General features: G+C 50.7%; 19 protein-coding genes and 1 pseudogene. 8 read left to right on the forward strand and 12 right to left on the reverse strand.

Translation table 11 applies throughout. From position 1 onward, the window contains the following. Positions 1-284 (forward strand): annotated as a pseudogene (locus tag G461_RS0114000) (IS5/IS1182 family transposase); the annotation flags it as partial. Positions 285-475: 191 nt separating this feature from the next. On the opposite strand, the gene G461_RS0114005 reads toward G461_RS0114000, so the two are convergent. The 3 genes from G461_RS0114005 to G461_RS0114020 form a co-directional block, all read right to left on the reverse strand. Then, complete coding sequence (locus G461_RS0114005) at positions 476-1000, reverse strand: hypothetical protein (protein ID WP_026972311.1); 525 nt, start codon at positions 998-1000, stop codon at positions 476-478. An 84-nt stretch (positions 1001-1084) separates the two neighbouring features. Next, positions 1085-1525 (reverse strand): nucleotidyltransferase domain-containing protein, encoded by a 441-nt coding sequence (locus G461_RS24295; protein WP_035480358.1) that lies wholly within the window; start codon positions 1523-1525, stop codon positions 1085-1087. A gap of 1228 nt (positions 1526-2753) precedes the next feature. After that, on the reverse strand, positions 2754-2948 hold the full coding sequence (locus tag G461_RS0114020) for a hypothetical protein (RefSeq protein WP_026972313.1): 195 nt from the start codon (positions 2946-2948) through the stop codon (positions 2754-2756). Between the two features lie 152 nt (positions 2949-3100). Between G461_RS0114020 and G461_RS24300 the strand changes: the two genes are divergently transcribed. Then, positions 3101-3352 (forward strand): DUF6482 family protein, encoded by a 252-nt coding sequence (locus G461_RS24300; RefSeq protein WP_035480359.1) that lies wholly within the window; start codon positions 3101-3103, stop codon positions 3350-3352. Positions 3353-3484: 132 nt separating this feature from the next. Here G461_RS24300 and trpA read toward each other — a convergent pair whose 3' ends face one another. The 6 genes from trpA to G461_RS0114055 are packed head-to-tail and all read right to left on the reverse strand — an operon-like array spanning position 3485 to position 10074. Further along, on the reverse strand, positions 3485-4297 hold the full coding sequence (gene trpA, locus G461_RS0114030; RefSeq protein ID WP_026972314.1) for a tryptophan synthase subunit alpha: 813 nt from the start codon (positions 4295-4297) through the stop codon (positions 3485-3487). After that, positions 4294-5487 carry a tryptophan synthase subunit beta gene (gene trpB / locus G461_RS0114035; RefSeq protein WP_026972315.1) on the reverse strand — a complete coding sequence of 398 codons (1194 nt, stop codon included), beginning with the start codon at positions 5485-5487 and terminating at the stop codon, positions 4294-4296. Before trpB ends, trpA begins: the two co-directional genes overlap by 4 nt. A gap of 9 nt (positions 5488-5496) precedes the next feature. Then, a complete protein-coding gene (trpCF, locus tag G461_RS0114040; protein WP_026972316.1) occupies positions 5497-6882 on the reverse strand; it encodes a bifunctional indole-3-glycerol-phosphate synthase TrpC/phosphoribosylanthranilate isomerase TrpF in 1386 nt (461 codons plus the stop codon). 23 nt (positions 6883-6905) lie between these two features. After that, positions 6906-7910, reverse strand: a complete 1005-nt coding sequence (trpD, locus tag G461_RS0114045) for an anthranilate phosphoribosyltransferase (protein ID WP_026972317.1) — start codon at positions 7908-7910, stop codon at positions 6906-6908. Further along, positions 7910-8503 carry an aminodeoxychorismate/anthranilate synthase component II gene (locus G461_RS0114050; RefSeq protein ID WP_026972318.1) on the reverse strand — a complete coding sequence of 198 codons (594 nt, stop codon included), beginning with the start codon at positions 8501-8503 and terminating at the stop codon, positions 7910-7912. Before G461_RS0114050 ends, trpD begins: the two co-directional genes overlap by 1 nt. Next, positions 8500-10074: an anthranilate synthase component 1 gene (locus G461_RS0114055; RefSeq protein WP_035480360.1), complete on the reverse strand. Its 1575-nt coding sequence runs from the start codon at positions 10072-10074 to the stop codon at positions 8500-8502. The genes G461_RS0114050 and G461_RS0114055 overlap by 4 nt, the downstream gene beginning before the upstream one ends. A gap of 245 nt (positions 10075-10319) precedes the next feature. Between G461_RS0114055 and G461_RS0114060 the strand changes: the two genes are divergently transcribed. The 5 genes from G461_RS0114060 (at position 10320) to rluB (ending at position 14235) form a co-directional block, all read left to right on the forward strand. Next, positions 10320-11207, forward strand: coding sequence for a PHP domain-containing protein (locus G461_RS0114060; RefSeq protein WP_026972320.1), 888 nt, complete (start codon positions 10320-10322; stop codon positions 11205-11207). Continuing rightward, a complete protein-coding gene (locus tag G461_RS0114065; protein WP_026972321.1) occupies positions 11204-11824 on the forward strand; it encodes an L-threonylcarbamoyladenylate synthase in 621 nt (206 codons plus the stop codon). Before G461_RS0114060 ends, G461_RS0114065 begins: the two co-directional genes overlap by 4 nt. Then, complete coding sequence (locus tag G461_RS0114070; protein ID WP_051333581.1) at positions 11825-12694, forward strand: segregation and condensation protein A; 870 nt, start codon at positions 11825-11827, stop codon at positions 12692-12694. Then, the gene (scpB, locus tag G461_RS0114075) at positions 12691-13251 is read left to right on the forward strand and encodes an SMC-Scp complex subunit ScpB (RefSeq protein WP_026972323.1); all 561 of its coding nucleotides are present in this window, start codon (positions 12691-12693) and stop codon (positions 13249-13251) included. The genes G461_RS0114070 and scpB overlap by 4 nt, the downstream gene beginning before the upstream one ends. 126 nt (positions 13252-13377) lie before the next feature. Further along, positions 13378-14235, forward strand: coding sequence for a 23S rRNA pseudouridine(2605) synthase RluB (gene rluB, locus G461_RS0114080; protein ID WP_026972324.1), 858 nt, complete (start codon positions 13378-13380; stop codon positions 14233-14235). Between the two features lie 145 nt (positions 14236-14380). Here rluB and G461_RS0114085 read toward each other — a convergent pair whose 3' ends face one another. Further along, on the reverse strand, positions 14381-15226 hold the full coding sequence (locus tag G461_RS0114085; protein WP_026972325.1) for a DUF2971 domain-containing protein: 846 nt from the start codon (positions 15224-15226) through the stop codon (positions 14381-14383). Positions 15227-15604: 378 nt separating this feature from the next. Further along, on the reverse strand, positions 15605-16945 hold the full coding sequence (locus G461_RS0114090; protein WP_026972326.1) for a hypothetical protein: 1341 nt from the start codon (positions 16943-16945) through the stop codon (positions 15605-15607). Positions 16946-17353: 408 nt separating this feature from the next. On the opposite strand from G461_RS0114090, the gene G461_RS0114095 reads away from it, so the two are divergent. Next, entirely contained in the window at positions 17354-18001 is a 648-nt protein-coding gene (locus G461_RS0114095; RefSeq protein WP_026958653.1) for a glutathione S-transferase family protein, read from the forward strand. 40 nt (positions 18002-18041) lie between these two features. Here G461_RS0114095 and G461_RS0114100 read toward each other — a convergent pair whose 3' ends face one another. Beyond that, positions 18042-18731 (reverse strand): hypothetical protein, encoded by a 690-nt coding sequence (locus tag G461_RS0114100; RefSeq protein WP_026972327.1) that lies wholly within the window; start codon positions 18729-18731, stop codon positions 18042-18044. Between the last annotated feature and the right edge of the window lie 435 nt (positions 18732-19166).

A 19166-nucleotide genomic window follows, 5' to 3' on the forward strand; every position in this document is an offset into this window, starting at 1 on the left:
CCAGCATTCCACCAAGGAAGAATGCTGGATATTGGCGTGGTGAGCACCCGCGGAACGAAGCCGTAAATGCGCTTAAGAGCGGGCAGTTAGCATCATGGAAACAGGATTGTGGCTATCATGAGCGGTCGCTATCAGAGACGGCAATGTATCGCTACAAGCAACTCATAAGCGGCAAATTGAGCCTGCGTGATTACAACGCTCAAGTAGGTGAAATTATGGCTGGCGTGGCGGCGTTGAACAAAATGAGCAGGCTAGGTATGCCTGTTCGTCAGGCAGCTGGATAAACTGCTGAACAGCGCAGGGATACTGTGTTCCCTGTACTGAATTGATCAACAACGCCCGGAGACTAACGCCCGCATAAGGGGCAGTAAAACGTAGCGGCGATTTGGTTAAACTTGGGCGAAGCACCAAAACTAATCGCCGCGTAGTATTGATGTCCAAGCCCCGCTTTTTAGGGGGCGACTTGATGCGTTTGTTATATTTTTGTGGCAAAAAAAACTCCAAGAGCAACTACGGAAGCTGCTGCTAGATATTTAGTGCAACGGTAAAACCATTCGCCTTTTTTTACACGTTCCCACTCTACCTTAAACATTTGATGGCTGAGTTCTTCAATAGAATCAATTGACGTTTCCATAGCCTTAAGGTCTGTTGGAGGATTTGATGCCTCAGTCAGCTTATTCAAAACATCAATCAAATCTGCATCTTTATCAGGGTTGAGACTAAGTTTGATACGAGATATAGCCACATCAATTTCATTGAACGTCTCTAGATTTTCTTTAACAAAATCTTTCAACAATTCATTATTAACAGTCTCAGAATGTGACTTTATATCCCATGAAAACCCAAGCTTATTAATACCGGCCATCAAGTCAGAAATGTCATCTCTGACACGATCTATCCATAACTGCCTAAACTCGGATACTTTATGCTCTTTTGTAATCACTAGCCCAATGAAAGAACACATCCCTGCGATAAAAGCTACTGTTATTTTGGTGTCCATGATACCTCGAAAAAATATAACGCTACCAATAAGCGCCGAGCGGAGCGAGTCCGACGACCATAGGGAGCGTACTTGATTGGTTTGTTATGTGGTGCTGTAGATTAAGACACCATAATCTAAACACTGTTGGGCATGACTTCCATCTTCTTTTGCAAGTCTCTCAAATCTACGAACCTTACTCATCATTAGGTCGAAGTTTGTCGAAATGCCCCTTGCTGCTAAGTTTTTCTTAATTTTATTTCTGACGAAGGCGTTGTCGATATGTACGAATTCCATAGTGTCATCAACATGATCTTCAAAGACAACATAGAAATCATGATCACTACTATCATGATGATCTCCTCTAGCCCTAGAACCATATAAATACAAAGCCTTAAACCCGTCTTCTTTTTTCAATTCTTCAGTGAGTGCTTTGGTCAAATCCTTGCAGATGGCTTCAGTTTCCCGTGGCTCAGTTTGCTCGGGAAGAATATCAACTTCAACGCATGACCTTTTAATGATTTTTTCAAATAAATCCTTTAACACACTTCATTCCCTCTTACGATGCACGGTGGACCGAACCCGCATAACATCTTATTCAATGGGATTATTCCATGTTTAAACATGGAAAAATTCCATATACCCCCTAATGACTATAAAGTTAACATCGACAATAATGACGTTCAATCAGACAGTTAACAGATCCAGCATGTCGACTGTCTGCGCGAAAGGTGGAACGCTCATGCGGATATATGGAACGACAAGGGCTAGCTATACAACCGATGTCTTACAGGCTTTACCAACAAGCTTTGCGGCAAAACCGAGCTAGAAACTAACAACGATCTCCCGGTCCCTCTGGGCTGCGACGAGTAATACAAGCGGAGGGCGGACCAGGTCGAATTGCTGTTTGAGCGGAGCGAGGTGGAAGCCGTGATGTTAACAAAGCGCAGGCTTTGTACGGCTGATACGCGAAGCATTTATGCGAAGCTGAGTGCAGAAAATTCGGGCCCGCCCGGAGTGCGTAACGCAGTAAGCAAGCAGCCCCGAGGTTGCCTTTCTCTTTGTCTACTTGTCTCTTTGGCAACGTAAGAGAAAGAGGTGCGCGTGCAGCAGCGCCGTCAAGGCTAAACACAGACTATCAACGCCAAAGGAAAGAAAACCTCAAACACGCAACTAAACAAAGCGAGGAGCAAAATTCTAAAGCCATTAATATGGGTGTCTTGTTAATTTCGGATTTCATAACAGTAATATCGCGATGATACCCATGAGAACCAGCACCGTAACTAAAGCAAACAGTCGCTTGATACTACGTCCGCCATAAGCTGGGTAAATGCGCAGGATGTCGTCGCTCGAGAAATCTAGCTCAAATCTAGTTCCGTCAATTGTTCTAATGCCAATAATAGTATCCTCATGAACCACCGTCATTGAATGGAACTTGCGTCCATCCTTGAGAGTAATGTTTACTAAGTGGAAGTCCATGCCATAGGGCCGACCAAGATATCGTCTGAATTTTCCAGGTAGTGCAACTTCTTCGGACATGAGGTTTAACACATTGTTATATGCAGCAGCTCATACTTGATTTTACATAGCTAAAAGTCAAGGGAAAGAGGTGCGCCCGCAGCAGCGCCGTCAGGGCGAAACACAGGCTATCAACAACATAGGAAACAAAACCCCAATCATGAAACCAATCAAAGCGGTGACAAAAAACTAAAGGGACTAACCGGAGTGGAAACGAACAACTAAAGCAAAACCAAGCCACACAAAGAAAGAAAAACTATATCAATCCTTCATTCCAAGCCTGCAAAAACACCTCTTCCTCTGCGCGATTACTAAAATCCTCCCACAGTCGGACGATCTTAAAGAACTCCTCGCCTTCAGCCATCTGCTCAAGCTGGTAAAGTTCCCGGGCGGTGTCGATGTTGATGTCGTGCTCTTCGAACAGAGCCAGTGCGCGCTCCAGCAGGTACATGGATTCTCCTTATTGTTGAAGTGCATAATAATCGGCACCCTTTATTGATTAGTCAATCAAAATAGACCTGTCAAAGATTGCATTGACTAATCGATTTGGCTGCTTGCAGCGTTTACTCGACAGGTATGCGATGCAATGAGAGAGGCACAGCCATGAAACTACATGTACATGCGATGGAAGGTGGGCGCTATCTGGCAGCGGTGGAGTCCGGTTCGAGCGAGCTGAAAGAGTACTTGCGCGGCGAGGACCAAGCGATCCAAACCTTTAGTTGTTTAAGCCAGCTACGCGAGCAAGTGGAAGCAGAGCGCTTTGAGGAGATCTGGTTGCATCATGCCTCCGCCTACGACGAAATGTGTGGCACCAGCGAAGCGGCGGGTGAGATGTGCTTGCAGCTTCACTGGTAAGCAAACCAACTATCGACTCGACCCCGTTACTCAATGAAGCGCCAAGATGCGGGTAGGCAACAAAATGCGGGTAGGTAACAAAAAGGGTCGGCATATGCCGACCCTTTTACTACGTAAAAACGTGTTTAAAGGCTACGCCTTCTGCGTCGCTGCCTTCATATCAGCCGCAAAGGTCTTCAGCTGGCTCAGCATTGCTGGCGCATCCTCAAGGTTTTGCTCAATCAGCTTCACCACGGCAGAGCCTGAGATGGCACCGGCAGCGCCAGCGTCGATGGTGGCTTTCACCTGTGCAGGTTCAGCGATACCAAAGCCCAATAGTGCTGGTGGTGCGTTGTACTGCTTCAGCTTGGCCAGTAGCTGGTCTACTGGCTTGCCGGCTTTGGTTTCGGTGCCGGTTACGCCAGCGCGGCTTACCAGGTAGGTGTAGCCTTCGCCGTACTCGGCGACTTTTTGCATGGTGGCGTCATCGGCGTTTGGTGGCGCGATAAAGATACTTTGCAGGCCGTGCTTCTTGGCTGACTCACGGAATGGCGCACTTTCTTCAACCGGTACGTCGGCAACCAGTACAGAGTCAACACCAGCTTCCGCTAGTTGGCTGTAGAAGTTATCGATGCCGGTTGAGTACACCAGGTTCGCGTACAGCAGCAAGCCGATTGGCATCTCTGGGTACTTGGCACGAATAGCCGCAAGCATCTCGATGCTGCGTGGTGGGGTCATGCCTGAGTCCAGCGCACGAATATTCGCGCCTTGAATGGTTGGGCCATCGGCTACGGGGTCAGAGAAGGCAATGCCTAGCTCAAGGGCGTCGGCGCCGCCTTCAACCAGCGCGTCAACGATGGCCAGTGACTGTTCGTAGTTAGGATCGCCCAGAGTGACGAAAGGTACGAAGGCACCTTGTTTGGCGGCGTCTAGGCGCTCGAATAGCTGTGCGTAACGTTGGCTCATGAGAAGGTACCTCGCTGCTCAAAAATGTCGGCCACGGTGAAGATATCTTTGTCGCCACGTCCGCTCAGGTTAACCACTAAAATCTGTTCTTTTTCTGGCTCTTGCTCGGCCAGCTTCAGCGCATAGGCCAGTGCGTGGGACGACTCCAGTGCCGGGATAATCCCTTCGCTCTCGGCCATCGCCTGAAACGCTTCCAGCGCCTCGTCATCGGTTACTGATTCATAATCCGCGCGGCCGATGGCGTTGAGGTGGGCGTGCTGTGGGCCCACCGATGGGAAGTCCAAACCGGCCGATACCGAGTAAGACTCTTCAATCTGGCCGTTCTCATCTTGCATCAGCAGCGAGTGCATACCGAAGAACATGCCTTTGCGGCCGTGCTTGAGTGGTGCGCCGTGCATATCGGTGTCGATGCCTTTACCGGCCGGCTCTACGCCAATCAGCTTCACGCTCTCTTCGTCGATAAAGTCAGCAAACATACCAATCGCGTTGGAGCCACCGCCGACACAGGCGATAACCGCGTCAGGCAGACGGCCTTCGGCCTCCAATACCTGTTGCTTGGCTTCTTCGCCAATCATCTTCTGGAACTCACGCACGATGGTTGGGAAGGGGTGCGGGCCAGCAGCGGTACCCAGCAGGTAGTGGCTGGTGTCGTAGCTGGCCGCCCAGTCGCGCAGCGCTTCGTTACAGGCGTCTTTCAGGGTCGAAGAACCACTGTGTACCGGAATCACTTCCGCGCCCATCAGCTTCATGCGGAACACGTTCGGCTTTTGGCGCTCACAGTCTTTAGCACCCATGTATACGCGGCATTTTAGGCCGAGTAGGGCACAGGCCAGTGCGGTGGCTACGCCGTGCTGACCGGCGCCGGTTTCAGCGATGATCTCGTTCTTGCCCATGCGCTTGGCCAGCAGTGCTTGACCCAGTACCTGGTTGGTCTTGTGGGCGCCACCGTGAAGCAAGTCTTCACGCTTAAGGTAGATCTTGGTTTTGGTCTTGCTGGCTAGGTTGCGGCACAAGGTTAGCGGGGTCGGGCGACCGGCATACTCGTTTAGCAGTTTCTGGAACTCGGCCTGAAACTCAGGGTCTTCCTGGGCTTCAACAAAGGCGGCCTCTAGCTGATCCAAGGCTGGGATCAGGATCTGTGGTACGAAGCGTCCACCGAACTCGCCAAAATAGGGATTGAGCTTGCTCATCATTACTTCCTAATAGTTTCTCAAGGCGCTAAAGGCCTGGTTAATCTTGTCTGCATCTTTCTCGCCGGGGGCGCTTTCCAGACCGGAGTTAAAATCCAGTCCTAGTGCGCCTTGGTCTGCGGCAAGGGCTGCGTTATCGGGGTTAAGGCCACCGGCCAGCATGGCTTTGTCGAGCTTATCGGCCACTAGGCTCCAGTCGAATACCTCGCCGGTGCCACCGCTTTGTTGGCCGACTTTGGTGTCGAACAGCAGGCAGTCGGCGTTTTCGGGGGCGCTTTCAACTTGTTCGCTTACACCAATCGCCTTCCAAATTGCCACTGATTCTGGCAGCTGGCGGCGCAGCTTGTCGATGTAGGCGGCATCTTCGTCGCCGTGTAGCTGTACTGCGCTCAAATTCAGGCTCTCTGCCAGCGCAACAATGCGTTTCACCGCTTCATTAACGAATACGCCCACGAACTTCAGTGGGGCTGCTTTCACCAGCTTGGAGGCTTGCGCGTCGCTAACAAAGCGTGGCGACTTCTCAGCGAAGATAAGCCCGCCGTAGATCGCGCCAGCTTGCTGGGCGGCCACCACGTCTTGCTCGCGGGTTAGGCCACAGACCTTGTTGTCGCCCAGAATCAGCTTGCGGCAGGCGGCATCTACGTCGTCTTGCGACATCAGCGAGCTACCCACCAAGAAGCCGTTGGCATGCTTGCTCAGCGCACGAACTTGCTGGTTGTTGTAGATGCCGGATTCGGAGATCACAATGCGATCGTCGGGTATTAGCGCTGCCAGCTCTGGAGTACGCTCCAAGGTAATGCTCAGATCGCGCAGGTTGCGGTTGTTAATGCCGATTACCTTGGCGTTAAGGGCAATCGCCCGCTCCAGCTCTTCGTGGTTGCTCACCTCGGTCAGCACGCCCATGTTCAGGCTGTGGGCTACCTCGGCCAGCAAGCGGTATTCGTTGTCGTCCAGCACCGATAGCATCAGCAGCACCGCATCGCCTTGGTAGTGACGCGCCAAGTAGATCTGGTAGGGGTCAATTACAAAGTCTTTGCACAGCACTGGCTGGGTGACCAGCTCGCGAACCTGTGGCAGGAAGGCAAAGTCGCCCTGAAAGTACTTCTCATCGGTCAGTACCGAAATCGCTGCCGCGTAGTGCTTGTAGGCACCGGCAATCAGCGGTAGGTCGAAGTCGGGACGAATAAGGCCCTTTGATGGTGAAGCCTTCTTACACTCCAAGATAAACTTGGTCGGTTTGCTACTGAGCGCCTCGTAGAAGCTGCGATCAGAGGGAGTAAGCGAAGCTTGAAAGCTCTCCAGCGGCTGCTGCGCCATGCGTTCATGCAGCCAGATCTCTTTATCGGCAACAATCTTGTCGAGAATGGTGCCGGTGGCCTTCTCGCTTTCGCTCATCTTGATTTCGGGTCTAGTGCTGCTCACTGGCTCATCTCCGCCAGTCGTTGGCATAGCTCCATTGGGCGGCCGCTTTGCATTTCCGCAATCGCCATCTCTACGCCTACTTTAAAGTCGTCTTGTACGCCGGTGGCGCGCAGTAGCGCTGCTACGTTAACCGCAACCGCTGCGGTTTGCGCCGGGCTGGCTTTGCCTTGTAGCAATAGCTCGGTCACCTGACAGTTGCGCTCTGGGGTGCCGCCAGCAATCTCGCCCAGTGGGTATTGGCTTACGCCAAAGTCGCTTGGGGTGAGGGTGTAGTAGCTCAGCTCGCCATCTTTTAGCTCGGCCACTTGGGTTTCGCCGTGAACCGCTACTTCATCAAGGCCGGCGCCGTGTACCACCAAGGCGCGTTTGAGGCCCAGCTCAACCAGCGTTTCAGCGATAGGCTTAATCAGGTTTGGCGAGTACACGCCCAACAGCTGATGGGTAGGGCGAGCTGGGTTTACCAGTGGGCCCAATACGTTGAAGATGGTGCGGGTTTTCAGGGTTTGACGCACCGGCGCTGCGTGGCGGAAACCGGCGTGGTATTGCGGGGCGAACAAGAAGCACAGGTTCAGCTCGTCCAGACACTTACGGGCGGTCTCTGGGGTCATCTCGATATTCACACCCAGCTGGTTTAGCAAGTCTGAGGAACCCGACAGGCTCGATACGCTGCGATTACCGTGCTTGGCTACCTTTACGCCAAGGCTGGCTGCCACAAAGGCCGAGGTGGTGGAGATATTAATGGTGTTATGGCCATCGCCACCGGTGCCCACGATATCGCAGAAGTCATAGTCTGGGCTTGGGAACGGGCGGGCGTTGGCCAGTGAGGCGCGCGCTGCACCGGTGTACTCGCTTGGTTGCTCGCCTTTGATTTTGAGTGCAGTCAGCATGGAGGACAGGATAATCGGGTCAATCTCGCCTTGGATTACTTGGTTGAAGAAATCACTGGCTTGGTCGGTGCTTAGATCGGTTCCGGAAAAAACCTGCTCTAGGTATTGCTTCATTATTTGTCCTCCTTGTTAGTGGCCCAGGCTAAGCTGCGTTCGAGAAGTTTAGCGCCTTCACTAGTTAAAATGGATTCTGGGTGGAATTGAAATCCGACAACTCTGTCTTGATGGTTAATCACGGCCATGGGCATCTGCTGGTAATGGGCGTTGACCTCAAGCCCGGCGGGCATTTGGGTCGCAACCAGCGAATGATAACGAGCAACCGGCAGTGGGTTGGTCAGACCAGCAAACATGGCTTGGCCGTCGTGCTCAATGCTGGACGATTTACCATGTACCACTTCACCGGCGCGGCCCACTTCACCGCCATAGGCTTCCACCAAGGCCTGATGGCCCAAGCAAATACCAATCATGGGCACCTGACCGCGACACAGTTTAATCAAATCCAACAGGCAACCGGCTTGTTGCGGGTTACCCGGGCCGGGAGAGAGTACCAGAACCGCGTCTTCTTCGCAGGCGTCGATGTGGGCTTTTACCTCTTCGGCGCTCAGGTGGTTGCGGTAAATGGCGACCTCACAGCCGAGGCTGCGGAACTGATCAACCAGGTTGTAGGTAAACGAGTCGAAATTGTCGAGTAGGAATACTTTGCTCATTGGCTGACCTCTTGAAGACTGCTGCCATGGGCGCGGGCGATGGCAGAGAGCACCGCGGCGGCTTTATTACGGGTTTCGTCGGCTTCCATTTGCGGAACCGAGTCGTAGACCACACCGGCACCGGCTTGCACTTGGGCAATACCATCGCGCACGAAGGCGGAGCGAATAACAATACAGGTGTCCATGGTGCCTTTACCGGTGATGTAGCCCACTGCGCCGCCGTAGCTGCCACGGCGTTGCTGTTCGACTTGGCGGATAAGCTCTGATGCGCGGATTTTCGGTGCGCCGGTCAGGGTGCCCATATTCATACAGGCTTGGTAGGCGTGCAGGGCGTCTAAGTCGCTGCGTAGGGTGCCCACTACGCGGCTTACCAAGTGCATCACATGGCTGTAGCGGTCAACTTTGAGCAGCTCGGCCACCCGGCGGGTACCGGGCTCGGAGATGCGGGCCACGTCGTTACGTGCTAAGTCCACCAACATAATGTGCTCGGCGGTCTCTTTCTTATCGAGACGCAGCTCAAGCTCGATGCGGCCATCGAGGTCGAGGTTGATGCTGCCATCGGGGTTAAAGCCACGCGGGCGGGTACCGGCAATCGGGTAGATCTCAACATCGCGGCTCTCGGCGCAGAACTTAATCGCGCTCTCTGGCGATGCGCCAAACAGGCTGAACTCGCTATCCTGCATGTAGAACATGTACGGGCTAGGGTTGCTTAGCTTAAGCTCGCGGTAGGCCGCCAGGCTATCTGGGCATGGCATCGAGAAGCTGCGCGATGGCACCACCTGGAAGATGTCGCCTTTGCGAATGTAGTCTTTCAGTAGCTCTACATGCTCGCAGTACTGCGCATCGCTCACATCGACACTCAGTTTGCCTTGGTAGCTTTCGGCATTACCGGGAAGGGCTGGGTGCGACTGTTCGCACAGCGCTTTTAGCTCGGCAACACGCGCATCCACGGTGGCTTGATAGTCTTCGGTAAAGGCCGAGCCAATCACCTCGGTGCAGCTGCGCATATGGTCAATCAGCAGCAGGGTTTCAGCCAGGTAGAACTGGAAGTCTGGGCAGTTGTTAGCACCATCGGCCACGTTTTCCAGGGTTTCGAAGCTGGCGATAAAGTCGTAGGCGAACACACCACCGAGGAATAGGCCTTCGTTTAGCTCGGTCAGAGGGCCATAGATCTCAATCAGGCTGCGCAGGGCATCAACCGGTGAGCTGGCTTTAAGTCGGGAGTCTTCGTCTAAGTGTGAATCGGGGTGGGGGTAGCTGAGGAGGAGCTGCTGGTCGTTGTGGGTTTGGATAAGGTCTTGGTCGAGGCGTTCGGCTAGCACGTTGATGACTGCCTGACCGTTTGCCGTGAGTGTTTCGAAGCTGACCTCGCGGCCCTGACAGGTGACCTTTAATGCAGCATCCGCCAGGATCAAACTCTTGATACCTGCCTTACTGTCGATCTCTGCCGATTCCAGTAACACATTGTGCTGAGTGCGGCGACTCAACTCCTGATATAAGCCCAGCGGATCATCGACGTACGCGGCGTCGATCTGGACGTTATTCAAATATGCTGTGTGCATAGGCCCCATGCCTATCCTCCTGATTTATCTTATAAACCCTAAAAAAAAAGCCCGCTTTTAGCGGGCTTTCTCGATTCTGTTGTTTCTGAGACTCACATACAACAAACCACACCCGCCTAGTTGGGAGTGCGCCACCACCATACAGTGTGTTGTTTGTTGAAAGTAAAAGCAGTCATGTGTGACCTCAGTAAATTTGATAGCATTAGTTAACAGGATTCGCCGTAATCAAGTCAAGCAATAATTTTGGAAATAACATGTTAATCGATCTCCATAGCCATACCACTGCCTCAGATGGGGGACTGACTCCTCAAGAGCTGGTATTTCGCGCGGAAAATAAGCAGCTAGCGCTATTGGCGATCACCGACCACGACACTACCGACGGTGTCGCTCTTGCCCAAAAAACAGCCAGCAAGCTCACCATTGTGCCCGGCACCGAGATCTCCACCGCCTGGCATGCTTTCGATATTCATATTGTTGGCTTGAACATCGATTTGGATAACGCCGTGCTGCAAGCGGCACTAACCGAGCAGCGGGAAAAACGCGAACAGCGCGCCGTTGAGATGGGCCGCCGCTTGGCCAAGGCCGGTTACCCCGATGTGTATGAAGAAGCCAAGCAGGTTGCGGGCAGCGCGCCAGTGACCCGCTCCCATTTCGCCAAAGTACTGGTACGCCGGGGCGTGGCCGACAACCCCGCCAAGGTGTTCGATAAGTTCCTGCGCCGTGGCAATACTGGCTATGTGCCGAATAACTGGATGAGCATCGCCGAGGCGGTCAAGGTCATCCAGCAGGCGGGCGGGCAAGCGGTGCTGGCTCACCCCACCAATTATCGGCTGTCCAACAAGTGGCTGCGCAAGCTGGTGGCGGAGTTTGCCAGCGCAGGCGGCGACGCCATCGAGGTGGCAGCGCCACAGCTTAATCGCGAAGTGCAGCAGTTTGTTGCCGATTTAGCCGAAGAGCATGGGCTACTGGCGTCACAAGGTACTGATTTTCATCATCCTTCTGCTTGGCGCGAGCTGGGGCGAGGGTTACACTTACCGCAAAAATGTCAGCCGATTTGGCAGGATTGGACGCACTATGAAGTACTTCAGTCACAAACTGAAGCCGCGCCCGAAGCCAATACCGCTGGTAAGGAAGGATTATGAGCCAGTTTTTCTATGTTCACCCCGACACCCCACAGCAGCGCTTGATGAAGCAAGCCGCTGCCATCGTGCAAGAGGGCGGGGTGGTGGTCTATCCCACCGACTCCGGCTATGCGATTGGTTGTGGCCTTGGCAACAAGAACGGGTTTGATCGGATCTGCCAGATCCGCCGCCTCAATAAAGACCACCACTTCACTCTGATGTGTCGCGACCTGACCGAGCTGTCGGCCTACGCGCGAGTGGGCAACCAAGCCTTCCGCTTGCTGCGCAACAACACGCCGGGTGCCTATACCTTTATCTTCCGAGGCACTAAAGAAGTGCCGCGTCGCCTGCTTAACCCCAAGCGTAAGACCATCGGTATCCGGGTGCCGGATAACAATATTGCGCTGGCGCTTATCGATGCGATTGGCGAGCCGATGATGTCTTGCTCACTGATTCTGCCGGGGAACGAGGCCACCGAGTCCGACCCCGAGGATATCCGTGACAAGCTGGAGCATGCGGTGGACCTAATCCTCAACGGCGGCAACTTGGGCGAGCAGCCCACCACAGTGATCGACCTTAGCGATGACACCCCCGAGCTACTGCGCGAAGGCGCCGGCGACCCCGAGCCCTTCAGCTAAATGGGCGAAGCGGTGAAACCTTCACAGCCGCAAGGCCCCGATGAAGCGCAACAACCCAGCGACAGCGCTGCGCCCGAGCAGCTGTCGCTCGCCACGGTCAATGGCGAGGCCTGGCTGGATGTGCCTGACGACTTGTACATCCCGCCCGATGCGTTGGAGGTGATCCTCGAACAGTTTGAAGGCCCGCTCGACCTGCTGCTCTACCTTATCCGCAAGCAAAAACTCGATATCGCCACCATGCCGGTGCTGGAGATTACCCGCCAGTACATGCAATACATCGATGCCATGCAGCAGTTACGCCTCGAGCTGGCCGGTGAGTATTTGGTGATGGCGGCGCTGCTGACCGAGATTAAATCACGCATCCTGCTGCCGGTGGTTAAGCTGGACGACGATGAGGACATCGACCCCCGCGCCGAGCTGATCCGCCGCCTGCAAGAGTACGAGCTGTATAAAGATGCCAGCGAGAAGGTCGATGCCCTGCCGCGCCAAGAGCGCGACATCTTTAACGCCAGCGCCGACAAGCCACAAGATATGCCAGTGCGGCTAAGCTACCCCGAAGTGGCGCTGGATGAGCTGTTCGATGCCATGCGCGGCTTGTTATCGCGCGCCAGCAGCTTTACCCACCACGAAGTGAAACGTGAAAAGCTCTCCACCCGCGCCAAGATGAGTGAGATCTTGGCAAGCTTAGAACCGGGGCAGTTTGTACCCTTCCATGGCCTGATTAAGCTCGAAGAGGGACGTGAGGGCGTGGTAGTGAGCTTTTTGGCGGTGCTCTCCTTGATTAAGGCGCGCTATATCAAGTGTGTTCAAAGCCAGCCGCTGGGGCCAATTCAAGTTATTCTGCACGATGGAGACGATGACCAAGAATGAGTGAGTCATCTCGACCAAATCTGGTCAAGCTAGTGGAGGCGGCGCTGTTTGTCGCCGGTCGCCCGTTAACGGTTAAAGATCTGCAAGCCACGGTACTCAGTGAGCTGGGTATGGCCCGCTCGCAAGTGAATATGATCCTCGAAGAGCTGGCGCTGCGCTACCAAGACAGCGGCATCGAGCTGGTAGAGGTAGCCTCGGGCTTTCGCTTTCAGGCACGCAAAGAGTACGCCGAGCACCTGTCCCATTTGTGGACCGAGAAGGCCCCGCGCATGAGTCGCGCCACCCTTGAAACCCTCACGCTTATTGCCTATCGCCAACCCATCACTCGGGCTGAGATTGAGGCCATTCGTGGGGTGTCGGTGAGCTCGCAAATTATGCAGACCTTGGGCGAGCGTAATTGGATCCGCAAGCTCGGGCATAAAGAGGTGCCCGGCCGCCCGGCGCTGTGGGGAACCACCCAAGAGTTTCTCGATTATTTTGGCTTAAAACAGCTAGAACAACTTCCTGAACTTGACGAAGATCTTCTGGCAAAACTGCCGGAAGAGTTCAAAACCTAGCTCAGAAAGATAATTAGTTGCCATCACAGCGGAAATCGTTATGCTACGCTGTTTTTTTAACAGGCTTAATCGTCTGTAACGGCGGCCCCTTCAGCCGCTCCTTTGGTATTGCTTCAAGGTATTGCAATGAGTGAAAAGCTTCAGAAAGTGTTGGCACGTAGTGGCCTGGGTTCTCGCAGAGAAATGGAAGGTGTAATCGATGCGGGGCGGGTGAGAGTCAACGGTGAAGTAGCAACCTTGGGGATCCGCGTCGAATCGACCGACGACGTATGGGTCGATGGCCACAAAGTGACCTTGGCCGCAGAAGAAGACACCATCTGCCGCGTGCTGGCCTACCACAAAGATGAAGGCGAAATCTGCTCGCGCAACGACCCAGAAGGACGCCGCACCGTATTCGACCGCCTACCTAAGCTCAAGCAAGGCCGCTGGATTGCCGTAGGCCGCTTGGATATCAACACCTCAGGCCTACTGCTGTTCACCACCGACGGTGAGCTGGCCAACCGCCTGATGCACCCAAGCTTTGAAGTAGAGCGTGAATACGCGGTGCGGGTATTCGGTGAAGTAACCGATGGGCATATCCAAAACCTGCGTATGGGTGTCGAGCTGGAAGATGGCTCCGCCAAATTCACCTCGGTGAAGCGCCAAGGCGGCGAGGGCATCAACCAGTGGTTCTCAGTAACCCTGTCTGAGGGCCGTAACCGCGAAGTACGCCGTATGTGGGAGTCGCAAGAGCTGCAAGTAAGCCGCCTGATCCGCACCCGCTACGGCAAGCTTCCATTGCCAAAAGGCCTACCACGCAGCGGCTGGCAAGAGCTGGAACTGACCGATGTAAACTACCTACGCGAGTTGGTGCAACTGCCCAAAGAAGAACGCAGCATGGTGAAGGTAGATGCACGAGCGCGTAACAGCCAGCAGATCCGCAAGTCGGTGCGCAAACACCGCCAACGTAACCAGACTCAGGCGCGCCGCCGTCAGCGTCGGTAAGTTGGTATTGAATTGAGGAAAGGCCGCATTTTGCGGCCTTTTTTGCTTTTACATGGAGTGAGGCGTAATCGTAGGAGCGTTGAGTTCAGTACTATGACTCTTTTCTGGATATAAATGAGTTAGGAATGTGTTGAGTAACGCCCTATTATGAATTAACTATTTCAATTCCAAAAGAACTACCTTTTTTGCGTGCCTGCTTGAAAGTAACATGTTTCAATTTTTCAGTGTCACAGATATTTCTAATAGTCCTTTTATCTGAACCTGACATTCTAAGACCAAAAATTATACTTTTTATTGCACGACTGCTATAAGTGAGTGGTCCCTTAGTATTACTTATAACTCTAATTTCCCTTTCGTATTTCCAGTCAACAAACTTATTTCCTAGAACAGCAATTCCGAGGTCACGATCTTCTTTACTAGTGATCTCTTTGGCTAAGGATTCAGATTTTCTCTTCCATGACTCTTCATCCAAGCCTTTGGAGTTTGAAAACATCTCGACATACAAAGAGATTAAGGGGGATGGATCATTTAAGTCTTGAAACTCTTCAATATAGTTAACAGGTATTAGTAAACTTTCAGTTTCTAAATTTCTCTCAAGATCCTCAAACTCAATACAGAACCCTTTATGCTCTTCTCCATAGTGGCTCCACATTAAAATGTTATCGTTTACCTCGCTTAAACAGAACACTCCAAAATCGTGTAAGCCATTAGATATCTTATCCATAAGATCTAAACGGCTTTTTCTCATTTGTTGATCTGGTTCCTTTACTGCATTTAACAAATGAAGGTAGTCTGCCTTAGAAAACACGCCATCTGAGTAAAGGCGCTTTAGCTCTTCGCGAGCTCGTTGGTTATAGATGCTCAAGTCTGTCATCGGGTTGCTAAACTCAAATGGATCGTTAAATTGCTCAAAGCCCGAAAAGAAAACCTGATTATTAATTAATCCTTCGATTGAATACTTTGATGTTGTTCTATATTTGTACTGTTTCATGATTATTCACTTGATTCATAACATCTTATTCAATGGAATTTGTCCATGTTTCCCCTAATGACTCTAAAGTTAACATCAGCAACAATGACGTTCAATCAGACATTTAGCAGATCCTGCACTTCAACTGTCTGCACCAAAGATGGAAAAATTATGCGGATACATGGAAATGACAAAGGCTGGGTGTCTATGGCTTTCCACCAAGAACGGTGAAGAGCCGCGTCTATACAGGGGTTTAGTAAGCTTCTCCAACTCGTTATGGGGCAGTTCAGCGTTAGCCGCGCCTGCTGCCAGAGCTTCACACTCTAACGCGGAGTTGGACATAAACGATGGGGGTAACGATTCAAGCTGCGGCGCGAAGCGTCCGACAGACTTGACTTGTTAGGCTGGCTGGACATTTTTATGCCTATAAGAATAAACGTTCTCTGTAATAAATTCTTTATCCTTAATCGCTTCATTCAACATCCTTAGTAATGAAAACTGCAACTGATGTCTGAGTGTATTGTTGCAAGGACATTCGTCTTTGTGGTCGACTCGCTCCCAAACACTATGATTTTCTTTGTAAATCCAACCAACATTGGTGCCGACACCATCAACAATATTACTTGGATGAGAGACAACTAACCCAGCCACCGTAATATAACCTTGGTCATTAACTGAAACATGTATTCCTTTTTCATAAATGTATTCCTCTTGCGCCTCCACTATTTTTACCAAGCTATCTATTTCAACAACAAAATCACCATGCCTTTCCAGTGCCTCACTAACAAGAGTCATGTCAAAAGGTTTATCGGTATTAGCGTAATATGAAAATTGTGGAAGCTTGTAAAAGACGAGATTCTTAAATGGGTTGTCCGGATCATCTCTATTGTCAGAAATCCAGAAATTCTCATATAGAGTCACATGGGGAGGAAGATGCTTTATAAAGTTGTCTTCATAATCTGGAATTTCCAAGCCTCTTCGAAACGTAGGTATTGGGTTGTCGATATGCATTTTTTCCCATGGCAAACTTAAAAGTGTATTTAAAACAAAGTCTTCGTTTCTTGTTGGGAAAACATCTGAAACGCCATTTATTAAATTTTTCTTACAGAAATCTCTCAACACACTGTTCGGAACTTCGATATGTGAAGTAATAACTTGAGGAGGCAACCTGTCGCTCAAATTTCCCACTAGGCATGCTTGCTGGGCGTGAAATCTAAGCCTGCCCTCATCGCCTTGCATTGAAGTGAGGTCATGGACCTTTATATTAAGGGTCTCCAATGCTAAGCAATCTATAATGTAGATATGACCGTTCCCTTCAGGCTGACTATATTTTGCATCTTTATGAACCAGCCATACAGGGTTCTCATGTATATCTTCACTCATGTGAATAGACTTAGACTCTTCATATGCGTTTGATGCAAACCAACACGCTATAGAAGAAGACTTAGTTAAATCTACATAAAATGATCTCCAGCCATAGTGCTGTAGTATTGCTTGAGACAATTCTAAGTCTATATCAAAGTAGTCGGCACCAGAGAATCCTCGAATAATAGCTTTAGCATAATGCGTCCACTTGAACATAACATCAGGAATACAGCCATGCCTGCTGAAAGATGTAGGGATATTTGTGTACCCTTTAGAATCTACATAGTGCTTTACTTGTCCGCGAAATAAATAACCGCTGTTGTATTTTGACAAATGAGTCTCTAGCTCATCTACGCTTTTAATAAAAGTAGTCATAGAACTCCGTCTCGATAGACTAACATCTTATTCAATAGGATAATGCTCTCTTTAAACAGAGCCTTACGCTATGTATCCACCACATAATGCCTACTTTATCACCTAAAAATAGGCTGTTACAACAAGCGGTTAGCCGTATCGTGGAGGATACATAGCAATAAAAGAGAGCACACTAGCAGGCTCAAACAGAGCATATTCCCAGTACTGTATATATATGCCAGTGGTTATGCAGGCTTTCCTACCACGTAATGGGGCATAAACGAGTTATAACTATCGTGCAGCAAATCATGTCTTGAGGAGAAAGGTGTCAGGCTGCTCCCTGATGAAACCGCACTACTTTAACGTGGCGCTATTCTGTTCAACAGAGCGGTCAATTGTTAAGCTATCAATGCATAACAAGGAGAGACTATGCAGCTTTACATTGGTAACCAGAACTATTCGACGTGGTCGCTGCGGCCGTGGTTGGTGATCCAACACTTTGGTTTGGATGTGGAAACGGTCAAGCTGAAGCTGTTCAGTGAACAGTTTTACGCCAAGCTTGCTGAGCTGGGTGCCGCCGCAAAAGTACCAACGTTAGTGGACTATGACTTGGTGGTGTGGGATTCGCTGGCGATCTGTGAATACCTTAACGAGACCTACCTTGAAGGTAAGGGCTGGCCAAGTGACCCTAAGGCCCGTGCAAAAGCGCGCTCGTTGGCGGCCGAGATGCACTCAGGCTTTGGTGCGCTGCGCAGCCAGATGCCGATGAACTGCCGTGCCCGCCGCTTTGTAAAACGCACCGAGCTGCTTAACCTCGATATCACCCGTATTGAGCAGATCTGGGCCGAGCAGATGGAGCTCTACCCCGGCCGTTGGCTGTTCGGTGAGTGGTCGATTGTCGATGCGATGTTTGCCCCGGTGGTACTGCGCTTTATGACCTACCAAGTCGAGCTAAACTCCTACGCCCGACTGTATATGGAAAAGACCCTGTCTTCCCCGCATATCCAGCAATGGTTGGCGGAAGCGGCCATGGAAACCGATGTGGTTGATGAGGCTGAGGTGGGCGAGCAGCTGTAAAATAAGGCGAGCAGGTGCTCGCCTGAACTAAGTTTGTTACCTATCTTTGCTCACACATACCTGTGCTTTGGCTGTAGTAGTAACCATCTTCAACTTTTACTGACTTATTATCGGTGACGATAGTCTGGTATTGCTTTGTAGCTGATTCAGTAAAGTGAATGTATGAGACAAGCTCGTTGTTTATTACAACTTCTGTTTCTTGTTCATTCGCTGTTGCTTGAACATCTTGTTTAGTGTACTCAAGGATGATAGTGACATCTTCTAGGAATCTTTTAGCCTCGTTTGTTACTTTAAACGCTGCCTGTTCTTTATTTATTCTATGAGCTAGCCGATAACTGTTGCTTAAGTGATAGTTTTCTAGCACCACGTGTCCGCCGAGAATAAATCGACCATCAACCAACGTGTCAATATATGGCATGTCAAAATCATAGTAACGCCATGTGTTGTTGTTGTTCGTAAACGAAGAGAGATCTCCGGCTACAAGTACTTTTCTGTAAACAGGCTTACCCATCCAGATTTTATTGGTCAGTGTTTCTTCGGTTGAGTAGATGTCACTACCACTGACAAGAGCCTGCTGTTCTCGATGCAAGCTCTCTAGGTTGTTGGAAAAGCTGTAGGTTGAGGCACAGTAAGAGTCAGTGTAATCACCATCTGATATAGAAATGAGAAAGTCTGCGTTAGCGACTGACGGAAGTAGCAGGATAAGTAGAGCATTTCTTAACGATTTCATTCACAGTCCTTGATTATTAAAAACTTCAATTGCATTCCACTTCAGTCTTATCGATATATCAATCATTAGAAATTGGTTTTGTGATCCTTCCCTCCTTGTTAATTGCTTGTTGCATCTGAACTTTAACGGTCATTTTTTTCATTAAAATGTCCGCTCTAGCTACGATGTTAGCTATTGCTTTTATTTTATGTTTATTTGCTAGATGGTCAGGTGTTGTTAACTAGATATTTAGTGGCTTGCTTAGCAAAGGTGACTCTGGTTACTATCCTGAGTTTTAGTTTTTACTATATATAAATATATAGCTCATTAGTGATTTTGGGAGGTGTAATAAGGCTTAAGATCGGCGTTGTTGATCAATTCAGTACAGGGAACACAGTATCCCTGCGCTGTTCAGCAGTTTATCCAGCTGCCTGACGAACAGGCATACCTAGCCTG

Origin of the sequence: Aliagarivorans marinus DSM 23064, from assembly GCF_000429485.1 — a bacterium.
GTDB lineage: Bacteria > Pseudomonadota > Gammaproteobacteria > Enterobacterales > Celerinatantimonadaceae > Aliagarivorans > Aliagarivorans marinus.